The 15,783-nt window shown below is 66.8% G+C and carries 19 protein-coding genes; all 19 read right to left on the bottom strand.

Annotated elements, in window-relative coordinates; genetic code table 11:
• Positions 1–1,309: TipJ family phage tail tip protein (gene gpJ / locus CVV76_RS22215; protein ID WP_456297915.1), on the bottom strand; the 1,309-nt coding region annotated here is incomplete at its 3' end.
• Complete coding sequence (locus CVV76_RS22210; protein WP_102226877.1) at positions 1,306–1,731, bottom strand: C40 family peptidase; 426 nt, start codon at positions 1,729–1,731, stop codon at positions 1,306–1,308. The genes gpJ and CVV76_RS22210, both read right to left, overlap by 4 nt.
• A complete protein-coding gene (locus CVV76_RS22205; RefSeq protein ID WP_102226876.1) occupies positions 1,728–2,255 on the bottom strand; it encodes a hypothetical protein in 528 nt (175 codons plus the stop codon). Before CVV76_RS22205 ends, CVV76_RS22210 begins: the two co-directional genes overlap by 4 nt.
• Positions 2,252–2,674, bottom strand: a complete 423-nt coding sequence (locus CVV76_RS22200) for a hypothetical protein (RefSeq protein ID WP_102226875.1) — start codon at positions 2,672–2,674, stop codon at positions 2,252–2,254. Before CVV76_RS22200 ends, CVV76_RS22205 begins: the two co-directional genes overlap by 4 nt.
• A complete protein-coding gene (locus CVV76_RS22195; RefSeq protein WP_102226874.1) occupies positions 2,671–6,708 on the bottom strand; it encodes a phage tail tip lysozyme in 4,038 nt (1,345 codons plus the stop codon). Before CVV76_RS22195 ends, CVV76_RS22200 begins: the two co-directional genes overlap by 4 nt.
• Positions 6,705–7,016, bottom strand: coding sequence for a DUF1799 domain-containing protein (locus CVV76_RS22190; protein WP_233193104.1), 312 nt, complete (start codon positions 7,014–7,016; stop codon positions 6,705–6,707). Before CVV76_RS22190 ends, CVV76_RS22195 begins: the two co-directional genes overlap by 4 nt.
• Before the next feature lie 59 nt (positions 7,017–7,075).
• Positions 7,076–7,480 (bottom strand): hypothetical protein, encoded by a 405-nt coding sequence (locus CVV76_RS22185; RefSeq protein WP_102226873.1) that lies wholly within the window; start codon positions 7,478–7,480, stop codon positions 7,076–7,078.
• Positions 7,481–7,643: 163 nt separating this feature from the next.
• Positions 7,644–8,573, bottom strand: coding sequence for a phage tail tube protein (locus tag CVV76_RS22180; RefSeq protein WP_102226872.1), 930 nt, complete (start codon positions 8,571–8,573; stop codon positions 7,644–7,646).
• 1 nt (position 8,574) lies between these two features.
• A complete protein-coding gene (locus tag CVV76_RS25025) occupies positions 8,575–8,733 on the bottom strand; it encodes a hypothetical protein (RefSeq protein WP_158243219.1) in 159 nt (52 codons plus the stop codon).
• Positions 8,734–8,735: 2 nt separating this feature from the next.
• On the bottom strand, positions 8,736–9,167 hold the full coding sequence (locus tag CVV76_RS22175) for a phage tail terminator protein (RefSeq protein ID WP_102226871.1): 432 nt from the start codon (positions 9,165–9,167) through the stop codon (positions 8,736–8,738).
• Complete coding sequence (locus CVV76_RS22170; protein WP_102226870.1) at positions 9,161–9,589, bottom strand: gp436 family protein; 429 nt, start codon at positions 9,587–9,589, stop codon at positions 9,161–9,163. Before CVV76_RS22170 ends, CVV76_RS22175 begins: the two co-directional genes overlap by 7 nt.
• Positions 9,586–9,873: an Acb2/Tad1 domain-containing protein gene (locus CVV76_RS22165; RefSeq protein WP_102226869.1), complete on the bottom strand. Its 288-nt coding sequence runs from the start codon at positions 9,871–9,873 to the stop codon at positions 9,586–9,588. Before CVV76_RS22165 ends, CVV76_RS22170 begins: the two co-directional genes overlap by 4 nt.
• Positions 9,874–9,958: 85 nt before the next feature.
• Positions 9,959–10,435: a hypothetical protein gene (locus CVV76_RS22160; RefSeq protein WP_102226868.1), complete on the bottom strand. Its 477-nt coding sequence runs from the start codon at positions 10,433–10,435 to the stop codon at positions 9,959–9,961.
• Between the two features lie 11 nt (positions 10,436–10,446).
• A complete protein-coding gene (locus CVV76_RS22155) occupies positions 10,447–11,403 on the bottom strand; it encodes a major capsid protein (protein WP_102226867.1) in 957 nt (318 codons plus the stop codon).
• A 7-nt stretch (positions 11,404–11,410) separates the two neighbouring features.
• Entirely contained in the window at positions 11,411–11,749 is a 339-nt protein-coding gene (locus CVV76_RS22150; protein ID WP_102226866.1) for a DUF2190 family protein, read from the bottom strand.
• A 9-nt stretch (positions 11,750–11,758) separates the two neighbouring features.
• Entirely contained in the window at positions 11,759–12,862 is a 1,104-nt protein-coding gene (locus CVV76_RS22145) for a hypothetical protein (protein ID WP_102226865.1), read from the bottom strand.
• A 292-nt stretch (positions 12,863–13,154) separates the two neighbouring features.
• Entirely contained in the window at positions 13,155–13,637 is a 483-nt protein-coding gene (locus CVV76_RS22140; RefSeq protein WP_146010356.1) for a hypothetical protein, read from the bottom strand.
• A 63-nt stretch (positions 13,638–13,700) separates the two neighbouring features.
• Complete coding sequence (locus CVV76_RS22135) at positions 13,701–14,255, bottom strand: phage virion morphogenesis protein (RefSeq protein ID WP_102226863.1); 555 nt, start codon at positions 14,253–14,255, stop codon at positions 13,701–13,703.
• A 15-nt stretch (positions 14,256–14,270) separates the two neighbouring features.
• Positions 14,271–15,713 (bottom strand): PBECR2 nuclease fold domain-containing protein, encoded by a 1,443-nt coding sequence (locus CVV76_RS22130; RefSeq protein WP_233193102.1) that lies wholly within the window; start codon positions 15,711–15,713, stop codon positions 14,271–14,273.
• Positions 15,714–15,783 lie beyond the last annotated feature (70 nt).

The following is a 15,783-nucleotide window of genomic DNA, read 5'->3' as shown; positions in this document are numbered from 1 at the left end:
CGCCGTCCCGGACCTTGCCGTAGCGCTGGAAGACCGCGTTGACGTTGTCGAGCGGGCCGTTGAGCTGGTAGGTCGCCTTCACCCGCATGGCGATCAGCGTGAGCGGCAGGGCGCTGTTGATCGGCGCCTCGGGGCGGATCGACTGGATCGCCACGAAGGATGTGCGATCAGACGTCGTCGTCGACGTCCTCTCGTCGGTCATGCGCGTGACCTCGATCTCGTAGCGGCCACGCGTCGGCAGGGCCCAGCTGTGCTGGCGGTAGATGGGCTCCCGCTTGGAGGACGAGATATCCAGCGTCGCGACGTCCGACCAGTCGCCTTCCCCTTCAAGGCGCTGACGGATCCTGACGCTCACGGAGAGCCCGACCACGTTGTTGTTGTCATCGACGCTGAACAGCCCGGCCGGAAACGCGAGGATGATGGAGGCCTCGGTGGCATCGCCCGCGGTGAAGCGGGTGACCGGGGTCTCGGTCCCGGGGCCATCGACGATGTTGCCGGCATCGTCACGGGGTAGCGGGCGGATCAGGTCGACGCCCGTGTTCTCCTCGATGACCTGCCGCGGATAGAGCGTGATCGGGGCATCGGTGGACCAGCCTTCGCGGGTCTCGATGTCGATGTTGTCGAAGTCCGAGACGGGGGTGTCGCCGATCCGGAGGTCGTAGATCGTGTTCGGGCCGTAGCCCGCGCAGAAGAGCGCGCGGACGTAGAGCTTGTCGCCGACGATCTCGGAATAGGACCCGGCGGCGAAGGGCGGCGCGTAGCGATGGCGGCCGAGGACGAGCGGGACCGGATCGCCCGGCCGCGACGAGTTGCGGAACCCCGAGATCGTGTAGACGTCCTGCGCCTTGGTACTGCTGCCGCCCTGGGAGGAGGGTTTCACCGGGATGAGGGCGTTGACCAGAAGCGTTCCGACGACCGTTAGCCCCGCCGTCAGAAGTGCTGCGCCGGTGGCGCTGAGCCCGGCGACGCCCAGGAAAGAGCCTGCGTAAAACTGGCCGACGGCGACGGCGGCCACCGTCACGGCCACCAGGAGGACCGTGCGGATCGCGTTCTTCCCCGGAACCATGCGGATCAGCAGCCGCACCCCGGGTCTCGGGCGGGTGCAGTGCCAGTACTGCGGATCCACAGTGGATTTGGCGAGCGGCGTGACGAGATACACGCGGAGCTGATCATGGTCTGAGGCCGAGATGCCCGGATACGCGCGCTCGATCATCTGGGCGATCGTCATCCCTTCCGGAAGGGTGATCTCCGTGCGACCGAGGCCCGGATCGGGAACCGGCGCGGTGGTGACGAGAACGGATCCGGTCATGCGACGCTCCGATTATAGGGACTCTGGTGGTGGCGGTAGATGCCGGCCAGGCGCCGGCGCCAGACGGCCGAGGTCCAATCCTCGGCAACCGACTGGCGATCGCCCATGTGAAGCATGTGCCGGGCATCGACGACGATGCCGACGTGGGACCGCCAGCGCCCGCGGCGGAACAGGAGTGCATCGAACGGACGCGGCGCCTCGACGCGCCGCCAGGGACCACCCGGCTCCTCCCGCGTGACCAGGGCGTCGACCTCTTCCGATTCCTCATCGCTGACGTACTCGCCCAGGTAGTCGGGCAGCGAGATCCCGAACTCGGCCGCGTAGACGTGGCGCAAGAGCCCCCAGCAGTCGCAGCCGGCAGCGTCTCGACCGAGGTCGACGTGGGGAATGGCAATGAAGCGGTTGACCCAGTGCTTTGTCATTTGAAGAGCCCCGGAAAGCGATCCTTGGTGAAACGGGCCGATGGCACGGCCTCATCCTCGATCGGCTGACGGCTGATCGAGAGGGTGATCTGCGCCGCGTCGTAATCCGCCGAGATCAGCTTCAGCCCAAGGAACTCCAGCTCCACGAGATCGGGGGAACTCGCCAGCACCACGGCCATGTGCACGGTCGCGCGGTCGGTGATCGAGCGCAGGACGGCGATGATGTCGTTGTCGACGTTCTCGAGCACGATCGTCGCGGGGCCCGGCCCGTCCTCCAGATCGCCCGGCACCTCGGCCGAGGCGAGGACGAAGAGATAGGGGTCGGTCGCCGGATCCGCGCCCTGCCAGGTGGAGCGGAGGCCGTACATCAGGGGCTCGTCTGAAATCCTCTCCGACCAGTCGGTTGCGAGGCGAAGAGGCGCGTCGAGCGAGGGATGCTCGATGACGAAGAGCGCGACCTCGGTCTCGGCCGTGCTGGCCGCGTCGTTGGCGTTGCGGGCATTGAGGGAAACGATCTGGCTCATGGCATCACCACCACCGGGAAGGAGATCTTGAAGCGGATGCCCTGGACCGTCTCGGAGGGCATCGTGTCGCCGAAGAGGCAGAGCCAGCGCGCGGAGAGCAGCAGCGGTTGGCCCGAGCCGTTAAGAATCGGCGCGCCATCGGCCGAGAGAAGTGCCCAGCCGTCGGTGGTCGGATCCGGCATGTAGAACGGCAGCGCACCGTAGGCGGTGGCGTCCCTGTGGAAGTTGTCGAAGACCTGCTTCAGGGAGCGCGGCACGACGATCGCGAGGCTGACCTGCCGCGCGACGGAGGACCAGCGCCGGCGGTAGCCCGGCGGGCCTGTGTCGCGCGTCCGCTTGAGACGCGGATCCTGGTATTGCGCCTGCCAGTCGTTGCGGGTGGGCTTCGGGAGCTCGGAGGGCCAGACCGCGACTGTCATCGGCCGGCCATCGTCTTCTGGAGACCATAGGTCCGCTTCATCGTCTTGCTGGCGCCGCCGCCGCGATGCACGAGCGCCTGACCGACCTTGTCCGCGGTGTAATAGGTGACCAGCTGGCGGCCCGAGCTGTCCGTGGTCTGTTCGCGTCCCACCTCTTCCTGGGGTGTGCCCATGTTCACGAAGCGGATCTCGGGGATCTGGGCGGGCTGGCTCGCGACGTTCGCCGGCACATAGGGGATTGGTCCGCTGCCGCTCACGTAGCCGCCGTCACGATAGCCGCGCAGCGCGCCCTTCCGAAGCGCATCGAGGGTGTTCACGCCGATGCGCTCGGTCGACTTCGCGTCGAAGACATACTCGCGGCCGTGGACCACACCGCGGACCTCACCCGGATCGCTGCCACCGGTCCAGCCACCCTGCTCAAACCCGAAGAAGCCCAGCACCGACGACATGAGCGTGCCGAGGAAGTTGCCGCTGGACTGGCTGCCGCCGACGGCGTTGCCGAGGGCTCCGGAGAGCGCCTGGCCGAAGACGCCGAACCCATGGCCGAGCTGGCCGAGCGTACCCGTGGCCGAGCTGGCGGTATCCCCGAACTGGGAAAGCGCGGCATTGGCGGCCGACAGGCGGTCGCCCCAGCCCTTCATCTGGGTCGGGTCGATCGCGGAATAGCCGCTCGGTCGTTCGAAGCCTCCGAAGGCCGCCGTCGCGTCCCGCACGTTCGTGGCCGAAAGGAGCTTCGTCAGGCTGCTGCGTTCCGAGGTCATCAGCTCCTTCCAGACGAAGTCGAGCTGGCCCTGCACGTTGCCGAGACCGCCCATGCCGCCGAGCGCGGAAAGCAGGGCACCGCTGCGGTTATTGTGCTGAAAGAGGCCAAGTGCGTTGCCATTGTCGCCGACGGCGAACGGGTTGAAGCCGCTCTCGGCCTGGACGTTGCCCATGATGCCCGCGACCTGGACCGGGCTGAGCCCCTTCTTCGAGAAATAGTTCCAGATCTGGGACTGGACCGCCTGCGCGCCACTGAGCTGCAGGGGCGAATTCGCGAGGTTCGCCGTGGTGATCGCGCCGGCGCCGTAGATGGCGTTGCCGGAGGGGACGATCGTCACCGACGCGGCCGTCACGGCCATGCTGGCGACCGAGCGGCCCGAGGTGCTCAGCGTGGCAGAGGTGGAGGCCTTGCCCGTCAACCGGTCCCAGATCCCGCCGAGGCCGCCCGTATCGTCAAGCGTCGGCAAGGCGGTGCCGAGCAGCATGTTCTTCAGCGGGTTCTTCACCGCCATCTCGGTCACGAAGCTTTCGAGATCCTTGCCCAGCGAGGAGAAGGCCCCCGAGATGTCCCCGCTCGTGAGCTTGTCGACGGTGTCGTCGATCGCGGTGCCGGCGGCGTCCTTCACCTTGCCCCAGGCATCGATCTGCCGTTGCAGCGCCTGCGTCTGGAGATCCGTGGCCACGAGTTCCTGACGCTGCCGATCGTAATCGGCCATGCCCGACCGGAGCCCGCGATCGCGCAGCTCCTGCTCGGCCTGGAAAAGCGCCAGGCGCCGCGACCGGACCCTCGCATCGCTCCCGAGCAGCGTCACCTCGAGCTGCAGCTGGGCGAGATCCTCGCGGCGCGACTTCAGCAGGTCGTTCACCGAGGCGCGGCTCTGCTCCTGGGCGAGCTGCGCATAGAGGTCGCGCTGCTGGTTGATGATCGCATTAAGCCGGATCTTCTCCGCCCCCTCGGCTTTCGCCGCCGCGGTGATCAGAGGACGGAGCTGAAGCTCTTCCTGCAGCTTGCGGTTGGCGTCATCGGCCGTGATCGCCCCCGTCGCGACCTGGGCGTCGAGCCGCTGGCGGATCGTGAGCTCGTCGCGCATGTCCGCGATCTGCCCCTCGCTCTGGGCGAAGGTTTCAGCCATGACCTTGGCGCGTGCCCGCTCGGCTGCGATGTCGATCTGCTTTTGCGATATCTCCTGCGAGGAAAGATCGAGCCGCGTCCGCTGAGCCGCGATGTTCGCCTTCTCGATCGAGTCGCGCGCCACTTGCATCGCGATGTCCAGGCGGTCGAGTTGAAGGCCGCGGGACTGGGCGTCGAGCGTAGCCTGGAGCACCCGACGCTTGGTCTCCAGGGCATCGGCTATCTTCTTCTGCTGGTCCGCATCCAGCCCCGGCTTGCCCTGACCCTGCTGAAGCGCGGCGATCTGGTTTTGCAGCGTTTCGATCGTCCGATCGCGTTCCGTCGCCGGAGATTGGTTCGCGATGTTGAGAGCGAAGCGTCCTTGTTGGGCGGCTGCGTCTCTTGAGGATTGCGCCTCGTCCAATGCCTTCTGCGTCTGCAGGGCAATCAGACGGGCCTCAGCATGCGCGTTCGCCGGGTTGTTCGCGATCCTGGCGTTGCCGGCGTTGATCTGGTCGACGACGCGTTGCAGCTGGGCGATCTGCTCATCACGAGACGGGCCCATGATCGCCGTATCGAGCGCCCGCCCCATCCAGTCGTATGCGCCCTTAGCAGTATCTCGCACATGCTCCCAGGCGCGGCCGAAGAGCGTCAGATGGTCCGTCGCCTTGTCGATGCGGCCGGCCAGCGAAGTGACCAGCAGCTGCTGCGCATCGACGAGCCTGTTCTGCTGCGCGAGATCGATCGCCCGTTTCGCAACGGAAGCATCGATCAACCCGTATTTCTGGGAAAGCGTCTCAGCCGCCTTCGCGGGGTCGGCAAACATTTGCGAAAGCGCCTGGCCTGCGGTCGCGGCATCGGTGCCCATCACCCGCCCGAAGTCGCGCGAGACGGCAATCAGCTGCTCGAAGTTCTGATGGCCGATCGTGCCAGTCCGCAGGAAGGCGGCTTCCATCGAGCGCGCAGCCTTGACCGAAATCCCCGCGGCCATGGCGCCACGCTCGGCCGCCGTCTCCATGTCCTGCGCGCTGCCAGCGACCGCCCGGCCGAGGCCGGAAGCGGCCGCTTCGACCTCGTCGATCGAGCTGTGGTAGCTCGACCAGGCGGAAACCCCGAGGGCGACGGCCGCGGTGGTGGCCCCGATCGCGAGGCGCAACGGTGTGAAGACGGACGTCAGGAGCTTCAGCGCCGTGCCGAAGCGGCCGGCCGAGGAATTGCCGGTCTCGATGCCCTGGACGAAGGCGCCGATGACCTGGCTGCCTTCCATCAGCGCCACGCGCGCCGGCGAGATCCCCGCGGCCAGCGCCTGGAAACTGTTGACCCCCGCGGCCTGCAGCTGAAGCATCCCCATCCGGTTGAGCCGCAGCTGGCCGGTATTGCCCTTCAGCGCTTCATCCGTCCGCTTGATGCCGGCCACCGTGTTCTCATAGCCGGCCGTGAGCCGCGCCGCGGCCAGGGCGCTTTCATCCGTGGTGATCGCGCCCGTCGCCTCCGCCTGCCGGATATTCGCCAGCTCCTTCTCGTATTGCTGCTGCGCCTGGAAGAGGGGCACGTACCGCGAGCGGATCTCCTCGGTCGAGGGGCCGGTGGGCACGGTCTGGGCAGCCGGCGCGATGATCTGGGCCGCCTTCGCCCGGGCGTCACCCGCTTCGCGCGCCGAGATCGCGCCCAGCTGCTCGGCATCGGCGATGCGCCGCAGCTCCTGCTCATACTGTCGGGAGGCGGCGAAGAGCGGGTTGAACTCGGCCCGCAGGCGGTCGAGTTCCTGACGCCATTCCTTCGTCGCTGCGATCTCGGTGCTCAGCGCGCCGGCGTTGGAGGTCAGGGCGGCATTACGGCTGCTGTTGCTCAGAGACGCCGCCGCCATCGCATAGAGGGATCCGGAGCCCTGCCGGCCCGCGGCGACCCCGGTGGTGGCCTGCAGCACCTGCGCCCGGGCCTGGGCTTCCTGGGCGGCGAGATCACGCTTCGCGGATGTCGCCTGGCGGGCGGCTTCCGCCTCGGACTGGAGCGCTGCGGTGTTCTGGCGCGAAACTCCGGTCGCTTCCCGCGTCGCTTTGGTGATCGCCTCGACCCCGGCCCGGACGTCCGTGGCACCGGCTTTCGCCTGGGCAACGTCGGCCTTGAAGACCATTTCGAAGACGAAGGGTTGAGCGGTCATGCCTGGGCCTCCCGGATCACCTCGAGCGCGGCCCTCTCCATCAACTGAAGGTCGGCGAAGACCTTGTCGGCATATCCCCTGCGACGCAGAACCACGTCGACGCCGGCATAATCGAGGCCCAGCCAGCTCAGGCCCGCGAGACCGCCCAGGATGCGCCACTGGGTCGCGCAATCGAGAAAGGCGCAGAAGCTGTCCCAGTTGGTCGAGAGCACATCGAACATGTCGTCATCCGCGTCGAAGCTGGGCTCCGGCAGGTTCGTGACCCCCATCGCCCGGAAGTCCTCGAGGAGCCCGTCATCTACCTGCACGGGCTTTCGAGGGATGGCCCGCCCCACGCGCTCCGTTGCCCAGGCGCGCGCGGCGGCGATCAGTTTCCCGAGGAGGTCCCCGCGAGCGCTTCCTCGCCGCTCAGCGAATCCCGGTAGGCCTGGAAGACCGCGATGCGGAACCAGCTCTTCTGGAGGGCGGCCGTCAGGTTTGCGGCCGAGAACGGAACTTCGCCGTCGCTGCCGGAACCGCCTCCGCTGACGACGCCCGACCAGTTGCGGCACACGTCGACGAGTTGCTGGTATTCGTGATCGGCGCGTTCGGCCGCGGTCTGAAGCTGCTCGTAGTCCTTCTGCGCCGCGATCGCCTCATCGCGATCGGTCGCGCGAAACTGCAGTTTGAGGGTCTGCTCGATCACCTTGCCGGCGCGCTTCGGATCCGGGTCGGGGATCCGCACCACCACGGGCCACCAGTAGAGGTATTCGTCGACGAGCCTGAAATCCATTTGCACTCTCCTGTCAGTTTGCTTGGTGGCTCCCGCGGGGTCACATCGCGGTAGCGTCCCTGGCCTGACCTCCACGCCCGCCACCGCGGCGCTTCGGTTGGGGTCTTGCCCGGCTGATCTCTCCGGGCTCACCCATCCCTCACGGCATCTCGGCCGCCCGCGATCAGCGGACGGTGATCGTCAGCTCATCGAGGCCGTTGACCGGGCAGAGCCCCAGCGGCAGCGAATAGTTGACCCTGTTGTTGGTCTGGCCCTGCGTCGGCCGGCCGATCTCGACTGCCGGGGCCGCCAGCTCGACGATGTTGCCGTCGGCCGTGCCCTGGACGAGGGAGAGCGCATCGCGGGTACGGGCCTGGGCCAGCTCGAACCAGTTCACCGTGGCAAGATCGGTCGCCCGGACCACGGCCGTGCCGGTCGCCTTGCGGTCGGTGACCTCGATATTCTCCTCGTTGATGAGGAAGTCGGGCGTCACGGTTCCACCGTGGTCGATCGAAAGGCTCTCAACGCCGCCGGCCCAGCCATGTAGCGAGAGGGCGGTATTCGCCTTCGAGACGATCAGCGGCCGCGTCCAGCCGGCTTGAGTGACGGCCGGCATCGCGCCGATATCGGTGATCGTGCCCAGAAGCCCCGTCATCGAGAAGGTGAACCGCGGGATGCCCTTGGCCGTGAAGTTGTGGGTGAGCGTGCCCCGCGCGCCCAGGAGGACGTGCTGCACCTTGTCGGAGACGAAGTAGAGGCTCGTCGACTCCAGACCGCTGTCGACGAAGGAGTAATCGACGGAGGTATCGGCCGTGACTGTCTCGGCCATGCCGCAGGCGCGCAGGAGCGATCCGTATTTCGGGACGTCGCCCGCAGTGCCGGCACCGGCGATCTCCACGTCCATGCGCAGGCTCGCGTAGATCCCGGCCAGGACAAGCCCCTGGTTGCCGAGATAGGGCAGCATCAGGTCGCGCTCGACCTCCTGGCCTTCCATCGGGTTGAACTGGACGTTGGTGCCGATGATCGCGTCGGCCGCCTGCGGCGTCGCGTCGGTGCCATAGGTGTCCTCGATCTTGCTGAGCACGGCCAGCTTCTTGTAGTTGCGATAGGCCATGTCAGCTCTCCTTCGCCTTCGAGGCCGTGTCCTCGGCCGGGGTGGTGGTCTTGGCGGTGGTGGTCTTCGTGGCCGCCTTGTCCGGCGCCGGATCGCCCTTCGTCAGCTTCCCGGTCTTCGCGTCGCGCGTGTAGCGGCCGCCTTCAGTGGGCAGTTTCATCGTCAGTCTCCCGTCAGAAATCGCGAGGTGGCCCAGGTCTGGGCGTAAATGCTGACGCCCGTGGTCACCGGGCTCGACTCGCCGCCGACCAGTTCGCAGGGCTCCTCGAAGCCGGCGGGCGTCCAACCGGCGAGCGCGGTCTCGACGTCCGTCTTCAGGGCGTCGAACTGGGTGGCGCGGTCGGCGCCCATCATCTGGTCGAAGTCGCGCACTACGATGCCGATCAGGAACTGGGTTTCGACCAGTTGCTCGAAGCCGCCGGTTGCCAGTTCCTGACGCCCCGCGCGCTCCCGCCAGGGCATGACGATCGCGGTCTTGGTATCGACCTGACCCGCCAGCCGGCTGACCTCGTCGATGTTCTCGGCGATCAGCACATCTGCCCAGGTCTGGGCGGGCAGCGCGGCCTTCAGGTGATCGAGGATCTCGGTCAGCATCGCCAGCCCCGCAGCCGCTGGGGCGTGAAGACCTCATCCGGAGACACCGACAGAACCTCGCCGCTCACGGCCGAGGGGGCACTCTCGCCGGCCGCGACCGGCAGTGCGATCAGTCCGCGAGAGACGTCCTTCAGCGCCGCGATCGCGTCCTTGTAGTCGGCCGTCACGTGATCGGGCGCGCCATTGCGATGCAGGGTGTAGCGCGCGATCGAAACGGCCCAGGTGATGACGATCGCCGGAACCGAGGTCAGCGGCAGCGCGTATTTCGCGCCGACATATCCGTCGACCATGTTGTCGGCATCGGAGAGCGCCGCTGCGATGACATCGGGATCCGGCGTGCCGTCCCGGTCTCGGTCGGCGATCTGGCGGATCTCGGTATCACCCGCACGCTCGACCAGGTCATCGAGGGTCGCGTAGCTCATTCCTCAGGCCACTCCCTGGCGAAGGCCTCACCGGGCTTGAAGTCCTCGGCCAGATTCACGCGCTCCGGCTGGAACACGGCTCGGTTGGCCGCCATGAAGCCCTGCTCGATCGCGGTACGGCCGATCGCGAGCCAGCGTCCGTCGACATCGTCGCGCTCCTTCAGCGCATCGAGGTGGCGGAGCACCATCTCCTCGAGCTGCTTGTTCATGTTCACCAGCCAGACCGCATCAGCGGACTGCGGGCGATAGCCGCTCACGGGAAGGCCTTGGCTCATCTTCGGCATGCTTCGAACTCCGATCGAGGAAGGTGCCCGGGGCGCGCTGGCGGGGGCTCAATCCGCACACGCGCCCCGGGCGAGGAGCTGTGGGTCAGCTCTTCTTGGTGCTCCCGCCCGAAGCCTTGGCCGTCTTTGCGGCAGGTTTCGCTGCGGTCTTGGCGGGAGCTTCGTTGGACGCGGCCGGGGCTTTGCCCTGGGCAGGATCGGTCGCGGTCGGCGTTTCGGTGGTGGGCGTCGTGGTGGCCGCGGCAAGCTGGGCCTGGAGATCGGCCACCTGCGTCGTCACCTCGTCATGGGCTTGCGAGAGGTCCGCGAGCGCACCTTCCGCCTTCTCGGCACGCGCGACGGCCGCTTCAAGTTCCTCGCGCAGGTTCTCGATAGTCTTCTCGACGAAACCCTTAACCTCCTCCCCCAGCTCGGTGACGGCCTTGACGACGCCGGCCTGCTTGAGATGCGCGAGTAGCGTGCCGGTGACGGTGACCGTCGCGCCCGCGGGCTTCACCTTGCCGTCCACCTTGGCGGGGCCGGAGAGTGTGACGGTCACCTGATCGGTTTCGGGGGTGTCCATGACTGCCCCCCTTACGCCGCGGCCGCGCCGGCATTCTGGAAGAGGAAGCCCCCTTCCGCGCCGGTCAGGTAGGTCTTCCGTTCGGTCTTCGTCGGATAGATCCAGCTGTCGCAGTCGTTCTCGAAGTACGGCTGGTTCACCTGCGGATAGCCCATGAGCTCGTAGGTGTAGCCATAGGCCGGGACCTGGTAGGTGTTGGAACCCGGGGGAACGTAGGCGAGGATCGCGTCATCGCCCCACACGTCGAGCGCCGAGGCCGTGTCATCGGCGGTCTCGGGCAGATAAACCGCCTTGCCGACGACGACCTTGTCCAGCTCGAAATATGCCGCAAGCATCGCCGTGGTGATCGAGGAGCTCGAGGTGTACTTGAACTGGTCCTTGATCGCCGCGTTGAGCTTCAGACCGTTGAAGGCCGACGGGCCCAGAACCAGCGTGTTCGGGTATTGGCCGATGTAGCTGCGGACAGCTTCCTTGCCGGTGTTCATGTCGCCGGCGACGTCGGCCGTGGGGTCGCTCCAGCGATCGGTGCCCGCCAGCGCAAGCTTGTGGTTGGCGTCGTAGTTCGCCGCATTGCGGGCGATCGTGGCCGCATCATTCTCGTGGCCGAGATCGATCACGTCCAGCACCATGTTGACCGCGGCCGCGCCCAGATCGATGCCGGGAATGGCCATCGCCTCGTCCTGGTGCTCGATCGGCACGAGCCCTTCCAGGGCGTCCTGGACCAGGGCCACCGTGCCGTCGGCATAGCCGTACTGCACGCGCTTCTTCTTCGCGCCCGGCGCCCGGCGGGTGTTCAGCATGCGGAAGCTTTCCTTGCCGAACTTCAGAACGCTCATCGAACGGTTCGGGATCGGCACGCGCGGGAACAGCGTCTCGGCGATGAAGGTGGCATTGCGGTAGCCGCGGGCATGGCTCGACAGGATCGGGTCGATCACCTGGGCGGTGCGCTGGTTAAGGGGCTGGTTCATCAGGGCCTCACTTCACGAAGATGGTGACGTATTCGCCGTCGGCCGCGGCGGTGAGCGCGGTGGCGAAGTCATTGGCGGGAGTGGCCAGCGTCTTGACGCTGCCGGCGGTGGCCGAGGTGCTGACGCGGTCGCCCTTGGCGACGGCGCCATCGGCCTTCATGCGGACGGTGCCGAGCAGCATGCCGGCGACGTCCAGGCCGACCTCGGTGGCCGGATTGAGCGAGATCGCCTTGACCGCGGCATCTTCGGCCGTGATCTGCGCGTCGTTGAAATCGACTGCCTGATAGGCGTCGAAGGTCGACGTCGCGGTGAGCGTGTCCGACAGGACCGAGTTGAAATACTGCATGTGACCTCCTCAGGACACGGCGTGCACGGCGTCGAGGTACGCGGTGCCGGGGTTGGCGCGCATGTACGCCTGCGCTTTCTGGTGGCGGGCGAGGCCCGCGGGGTCGACGGGCTTGCCGTCCGAGGCGAACGAGGCGGCCTTGCCCTCACCGGGCTCCTGGCCGAGTTCCTGTTCACCGAACGAGACCACCTTGGGCTGCGCCTCCAGCACCTGGCGAAGCGCGGCGCCCGGGGCGAGCTTCTCGCCACCCTCGGAGAAGCTGACCGAGGTCTCGGCCGGCAGCGCGTCGAGGATCGCCACGACCTTCTCCTGGCTCGCCGGGATCAGCTTGCCATCGGTGACCAGCTTCTCGGCGAAGCTCACGTTGCTCGCATGCGCAGTCTCGGCCTCGCGGGCGGCGATGCGCTGCTCACGCTCCTGCAGCTCGGCCTCGCGCGCGGCGAAGGCCGGATCGGGTTCTTTCGGCACGGTGGCCTCCTTCTTGGGTTTGGGATTGGCGGGCGGCGCGGCGAACCGCGGCGCGTCGTCGTCGGTCTCGTCCAGCCATTCGATCTGATAGGCGGGGAGCACCTTGTCGGCGTCGTCCAGCCCGAAGCGATCGATCAGGAAGTCGCGCAGGCTGCGGAAGAGCGAAGCCGTCTGCTCGGCGACCGGATCGCCGAACTCCGCAGTGAACACCGCACCGGCCGGCTCGGCGAACTTCGCGTTCTTCAGCCCGCTGACGGCCGGCGCAGCAGCGCCGAGGAAGCCCACATGCTTCGGGTACCAGCTGCCGGGCGTGGGGTTGTGCCCCTGCTCGGGGGAGAAGAACGACATGGAGATCTTCTTGAACCGCCCGGCCTTCACCAGCTCGGCGAATTCCGGGGCGATCTCGTGGACGTTGGCAAAGAGACGTTCGCCCGTGGCATCGTAATCGAAACTCTCGACCCAGCCGAAGGCCGGGGCGTCGGCCTGCGGGTGACCCACGACGATCGGCGCCGGTGCGGTGGACGGCTCGTAGGCATCGGCGATCGACCGCAGGTCCGCCGCGGAAAAGGTCAGCGGCGCACCCTCCATCGGGGTGAAGGTGCCGGGGCGAAAAACTTCGATGCGGGCGGTGAGCGGCTTGGGCATGGGGCTTCCGTTGATCCTGGAAGCTTCACCATGCCGGATCGGGGTTTCGCCCTGCAGCGGACATAGGTCCGGTGCAGCGGCAGCGATCACCTGGGCCGATCATGGGGCATGTCAGCCACCCCGATCAAGGGGCTTGGCGCCGCGCGGCCGCAGATGGTGTCCTCGGTATCGTGCGCGCTGCGCCCTCAGAGCGTTTCTAACGGGGTCTTAACGGGGGAAGTCGAGTTTGCGCGGCCCACCGGCCACGCGAGGGGGGCAAAAGCCCTGAGTGCCCCGGGGTCAAAAGCCCTTTTCAATGCCGCTGATTTCTCCGCCAGGAGAGATTGTGGCCATCAGCCGGATGCCCCGCAGCTGCCCCTTCAGCCTGGTGGCGCCTGGTCCGGATTCGGGCAGCAATTTCGCGTCTGTCCCGAGCTCTCTGACCGAGCAGAATGATCATGCACCAGAGCCATGCGAGAACTACGAAAACCATGCCGACAGCATCCAGTGCCCTGCCATCGAAGATCATGATGACGAAGCCGGCAATAATGAAGAGCGGAAAGAGCACGACCGACAGGATCATCGCGAGCAACCCCGGGATCGCATACGTTTCTCCGCCCTGAGCGCAGCACGTGGTGACTGAGGGGAGCTGATTGACGGCGACGTACCACGCGATCCCGCAGACGAGGAAAGCAAAGGTGCTCAGCGGAACCACGAACAAGGTAGCAAGGCCGTCCTGGTTAAGGAACTTTGGGAGACGCATGTGCATACCCTCATCCTTGAAACTGACATACATTGCTGAGTCTCATGCTAGAGCAAATCGGTCGCGGAATGCAACTTTCGGCACCAGAATGATCCTTTATCCGCTCAGCCAGTCCTCTGCATCCTCGGTGATCGCCACCCGATCGGCCTCTGAGATCCCAATGTAAGGCCGCGCCGGGATGGTGATACTGTGCGCCTTGATCGTCACCTCGCGGGCGCCTTCGGCCCCGGCCTTGGCAAATCGTCGCCCGACCATGTGCCGCGTCTGCTCGGGCACCTCGATCGTGCCGCCGAGCTGCATCATCGCCGCCTGGACCTTCGGTGAGCCGATCGAGAGCTGGTCGTTGGTGGCGCTGTAGTTGATCGATCCCGCCAGCGACGAACCATGCCGCCCCCGCGTGTTCGTGCGCAGGATCGTCAGGGGGAGCTGGCCCTTGCGGGTGCGCTGGCGGATGGTCGAGGCGGCAAGCGGCGCCCAGGGAAAGCCATCCGGCCCGGTCTCCTCCTGGAAATGCTCCTGTGTCGAGGCGAGCAGACGCTCGCCCACGGCCCAGAAGAACGGCTTGCGGTTCTCCATCTTGTCCAGAAGCCGCTGCAGGCTCTTGTTTGCGCCCAGGTCCGCGAGGGTGACGGTGATGCTGACGCCGGTCATCTCAGATCCTCCTGATCATTTCCGCTGCCAGAGCAACTTGCCCTGGCGAAGCTGGTCGAGCGGCGCCGCATCCGTAATCCCGGAGGCCGCAGCCACATCGATGAGATAGGGTTCCCACCATCGCCGGCCGAGCCGCATGGCCGCCATGACGGTGCCGTCCGGGGCGAAGCGCACATACCGGCGATCAAGGACGAGCTCCTCGAGCTCAGGGTTGATCGGGTCTCTGACCGAGGCGAGACCCAGCCAGATTTCATCGGGGTCGCGCATGGCCTCGGCCAGGAGCGGCGTCTGGCGCATCAGCTCGGGGGAGCCGAAGCTGAAGTTCCCGCTCCCATCCCGGAAGAGCTCGTCGGAGATTGCGACCTTCGTGCCGGCCTTGTCTTCCCAGAGCTTGGCTTTGCCGATGTCCGCACCGAACGGCTTAAGGAATCCCTGGACATAGTCGGCCGGCTGCAGATCCGGGGCGAGCGGCTTTGCGGCGGGACGACGAGCCGCCGTGACCCGTTCGACGACGGACGGGGCCGGGTCGCTCAGCACGGCCAGGGGCGGTGCCTTTACGGTGCTCTGCGGCGGCGCGATGAGGGCGGAGGGCACGAGGCCGCGTTCCCAATGGTCGCCTGGCATGTAACTCCAGCCATAATCGATGCCCTTTGGCATGTGGATCTCCTGACCGGTGACCGGGTCCGTGATCTTGCGCGTCTCGATCGTCGGGGCCTTGTCTGGCCCGGTCTTGCTCATGCGGCGCAGGTCGCCCTTCGAGAGTGTCTTCACCCCGCAGGAGCAGAGCCAGCCATTCGGCGGGAAGTGCGTGTCCCACCAGGGATCGTCCCAGGCAAGGATCATGCCGTCCCAGGCAAGGTGCTGCGGGCGGGGATTGAGCGGCACACGGGTATCGGCATGGACGTATTGCCAATAGGGACGCAGCTTCACCACGGCGGGGTCCCGCATCTGCCGCAGACGCCCGGCCATGTAGCTGGTGCGGATGTTCGTCTCGAAGATCGTCCGGATCCGCCACTCCCGACCGCCATTGTAGGACCAGCCGTATTTCTCGACGATCCGGTCGAACTCCTTGGCGAAGGTCTCGCGGTCATAGGTCTCAGCGCCCGCGACGATCGCCGCCTGGAACTCCTCGAGCATCGCGGTGTCGGTGGCGCCGGCCACGACGAAGGCGCGATCGTGCTCGCCATACATCGCGTCGGTCCAGGCCTTCGTGGGCTTCACCCGCTTCTGCGTCAGGAAGCCAATCTGTTCCTGGAAACTCTGACGGGTCGCCGCGACGCTCGCAAAGCTCGCCGGGTCGGCTTCGGCGAAGACCGCCTCTCGCCCCTGGAAGGCCGCCAGCTCCAGCGCATCGCCGAGCAACTGCCCCAGCGTCTGCGGTGACCACCTGGCTGCGAGGTCGAGGAGCGCGCGCTGCGCGTCCTGCGCCGTCTCGGCCGCGGCGATCGCCTTGCGCACCGCGGTGATCCGCCGTTCGACGAAAGCCTGGATCGTCGCGACGCCCTGATCGGTGATCTTCTCGACCGGG

It is taken from the genome of Acidimangrovimonas sediminis (assembly GCF_002871005.1).
Classification (GTDB): Bacteria; Pseudomonadota; Alphaproteobacteria; order Rhodobacterales; family Rhodobacteraceae; genus Acidimangrovimonas; species Acidimangrovimonas sediminis.
Note: the sequence above shows the minus strand (reverse complement) of the source record. Positions and strands in the feature narration are given on the sequence as shown.

What these genes read in the sequence shown, in the direction of transcription:
- CVV76_RS22205 (WP_102226876.1), bottom strand. Translation starts at nt 2,255, where the DNA reads ATGAGCCAGATCGTTTCCCTCAATGCCCGCAACGCCAACGACGCGGCC.
- CVV76_RS22145 (WP_102226865.1), bottom strand. Translation starts at nt 12,862, where the DNA reads ATGCCCAAGCCGCTCACCGCCCGCATCGAAGTTTTTCGCCCCGGCACC.
- CVV76_RS22135 (WP_102226863.1), bottom strand. Translation starts at nt 14,255, where the DNA reads ATGACCGGCGTCAGCATCACCGTCACCCTCGCGGACCTGGGCGCAAAC.
- CVV76_RS22195 (WP_102226874.1), bottom strand. Translation starts at nt 6,708, where the DNA reads ATGACCGCTCAACCCTTCGTCTTCGAAATGGTCTTCAAGGCCGACGTT.
- CVV76_RS22170 (WP_102226870.1), bottom strand. Translation starts at nt 9,589, where the DNA reads ATGAGCTACGCGACCCTCGATGACCTGGTCGAGCGTGCGGGTGATACC.
- CVV76_RS22180 (WP_102226872.1), bottom strand. Translation starts at nt 8,573, where the DNA reads ATGGCCTATCGCAACTACAAGAAGCTGGCCGTGCTCAGCAAGATCGAG.
- CVV76_RS22155 (WP_102226867.1), bottom strand. Translation starts at nt 11,403, where the DNA reads ATGAACCAGCCCCTTAACCAGCGCACCGCCCAGGTGATCGACCCGATC.
- CVV76_RS22140 (WP_146010356.1), bottom strand. Translation starts at nt 13,637, where the DNA reads ATGTATGTCAGTTTCAAGGATGAGGGTATGCACATGCGTCTCCCAAAG.
- CVV76_RS22200 (WP_102226875.1), bottom strand. Translation starts at nt 2,674, where the DNA reads ATGACAGTCGCGGTCTGGCCCTCCGAGCTCCCGAAGCCCACCCGCAAC.
- CVV76_RS22210 (WP_102226877.1), bottom strand. Translation starts at nt 1,731, where the DNA reads ATGACAAAGCACTGGGTCAACCGCTTCATTGCCATTCCCCACGTCGAC.
- CVV76_RS22165 (WP_102226869.1), bottom strand. Translation starts at nt 9,873, where the DNA reads ATGCCGAAGATGAGCCAAGGCCTTCCCGTGAGCGGCTATCGCCCGCAG.
- CVV76_RS22150 (WP_102226866.1), bottom strand. Translation starts at nt 11,749, where the DNA reads ATGCAGTATTTCAACTCGGTCCTGTCGGACACGCTCACCGCGACGTCG.
- CVV76_RS22160 (WP_102226868.1), bottom strand. Translation starts at nt 10,435, where the DNA reads ATGGACACCCCCGAAACCGATCAGGTGACCGTCACACTCTCCGGCCCC.
- CVV76_RS25025 (WP_158243219.1), bottom strand. Translation starts at nt 8,733, where the DNA reads ATGAAACTGCCCACTGAAGGCGGCCGCTACACGCGCGACGCGAAGACC.
- CVV76_RS22185 (WP_102226873.1), bottom strand. Translation starts at nt 7,480, where the DNA reads ATGGATTTCAGGCTCGTCGACGAATACCTCTACTGGTGGCCCGTGGTG.
- CVV76_RS22175 (WP_102226871.1), bottom strand. Translation starts at nt 9,167, where the DNA reads ATGCTGACCGAGATCCTCGATCACCTGAAGGCCGCGCTGCCCGCCCAG.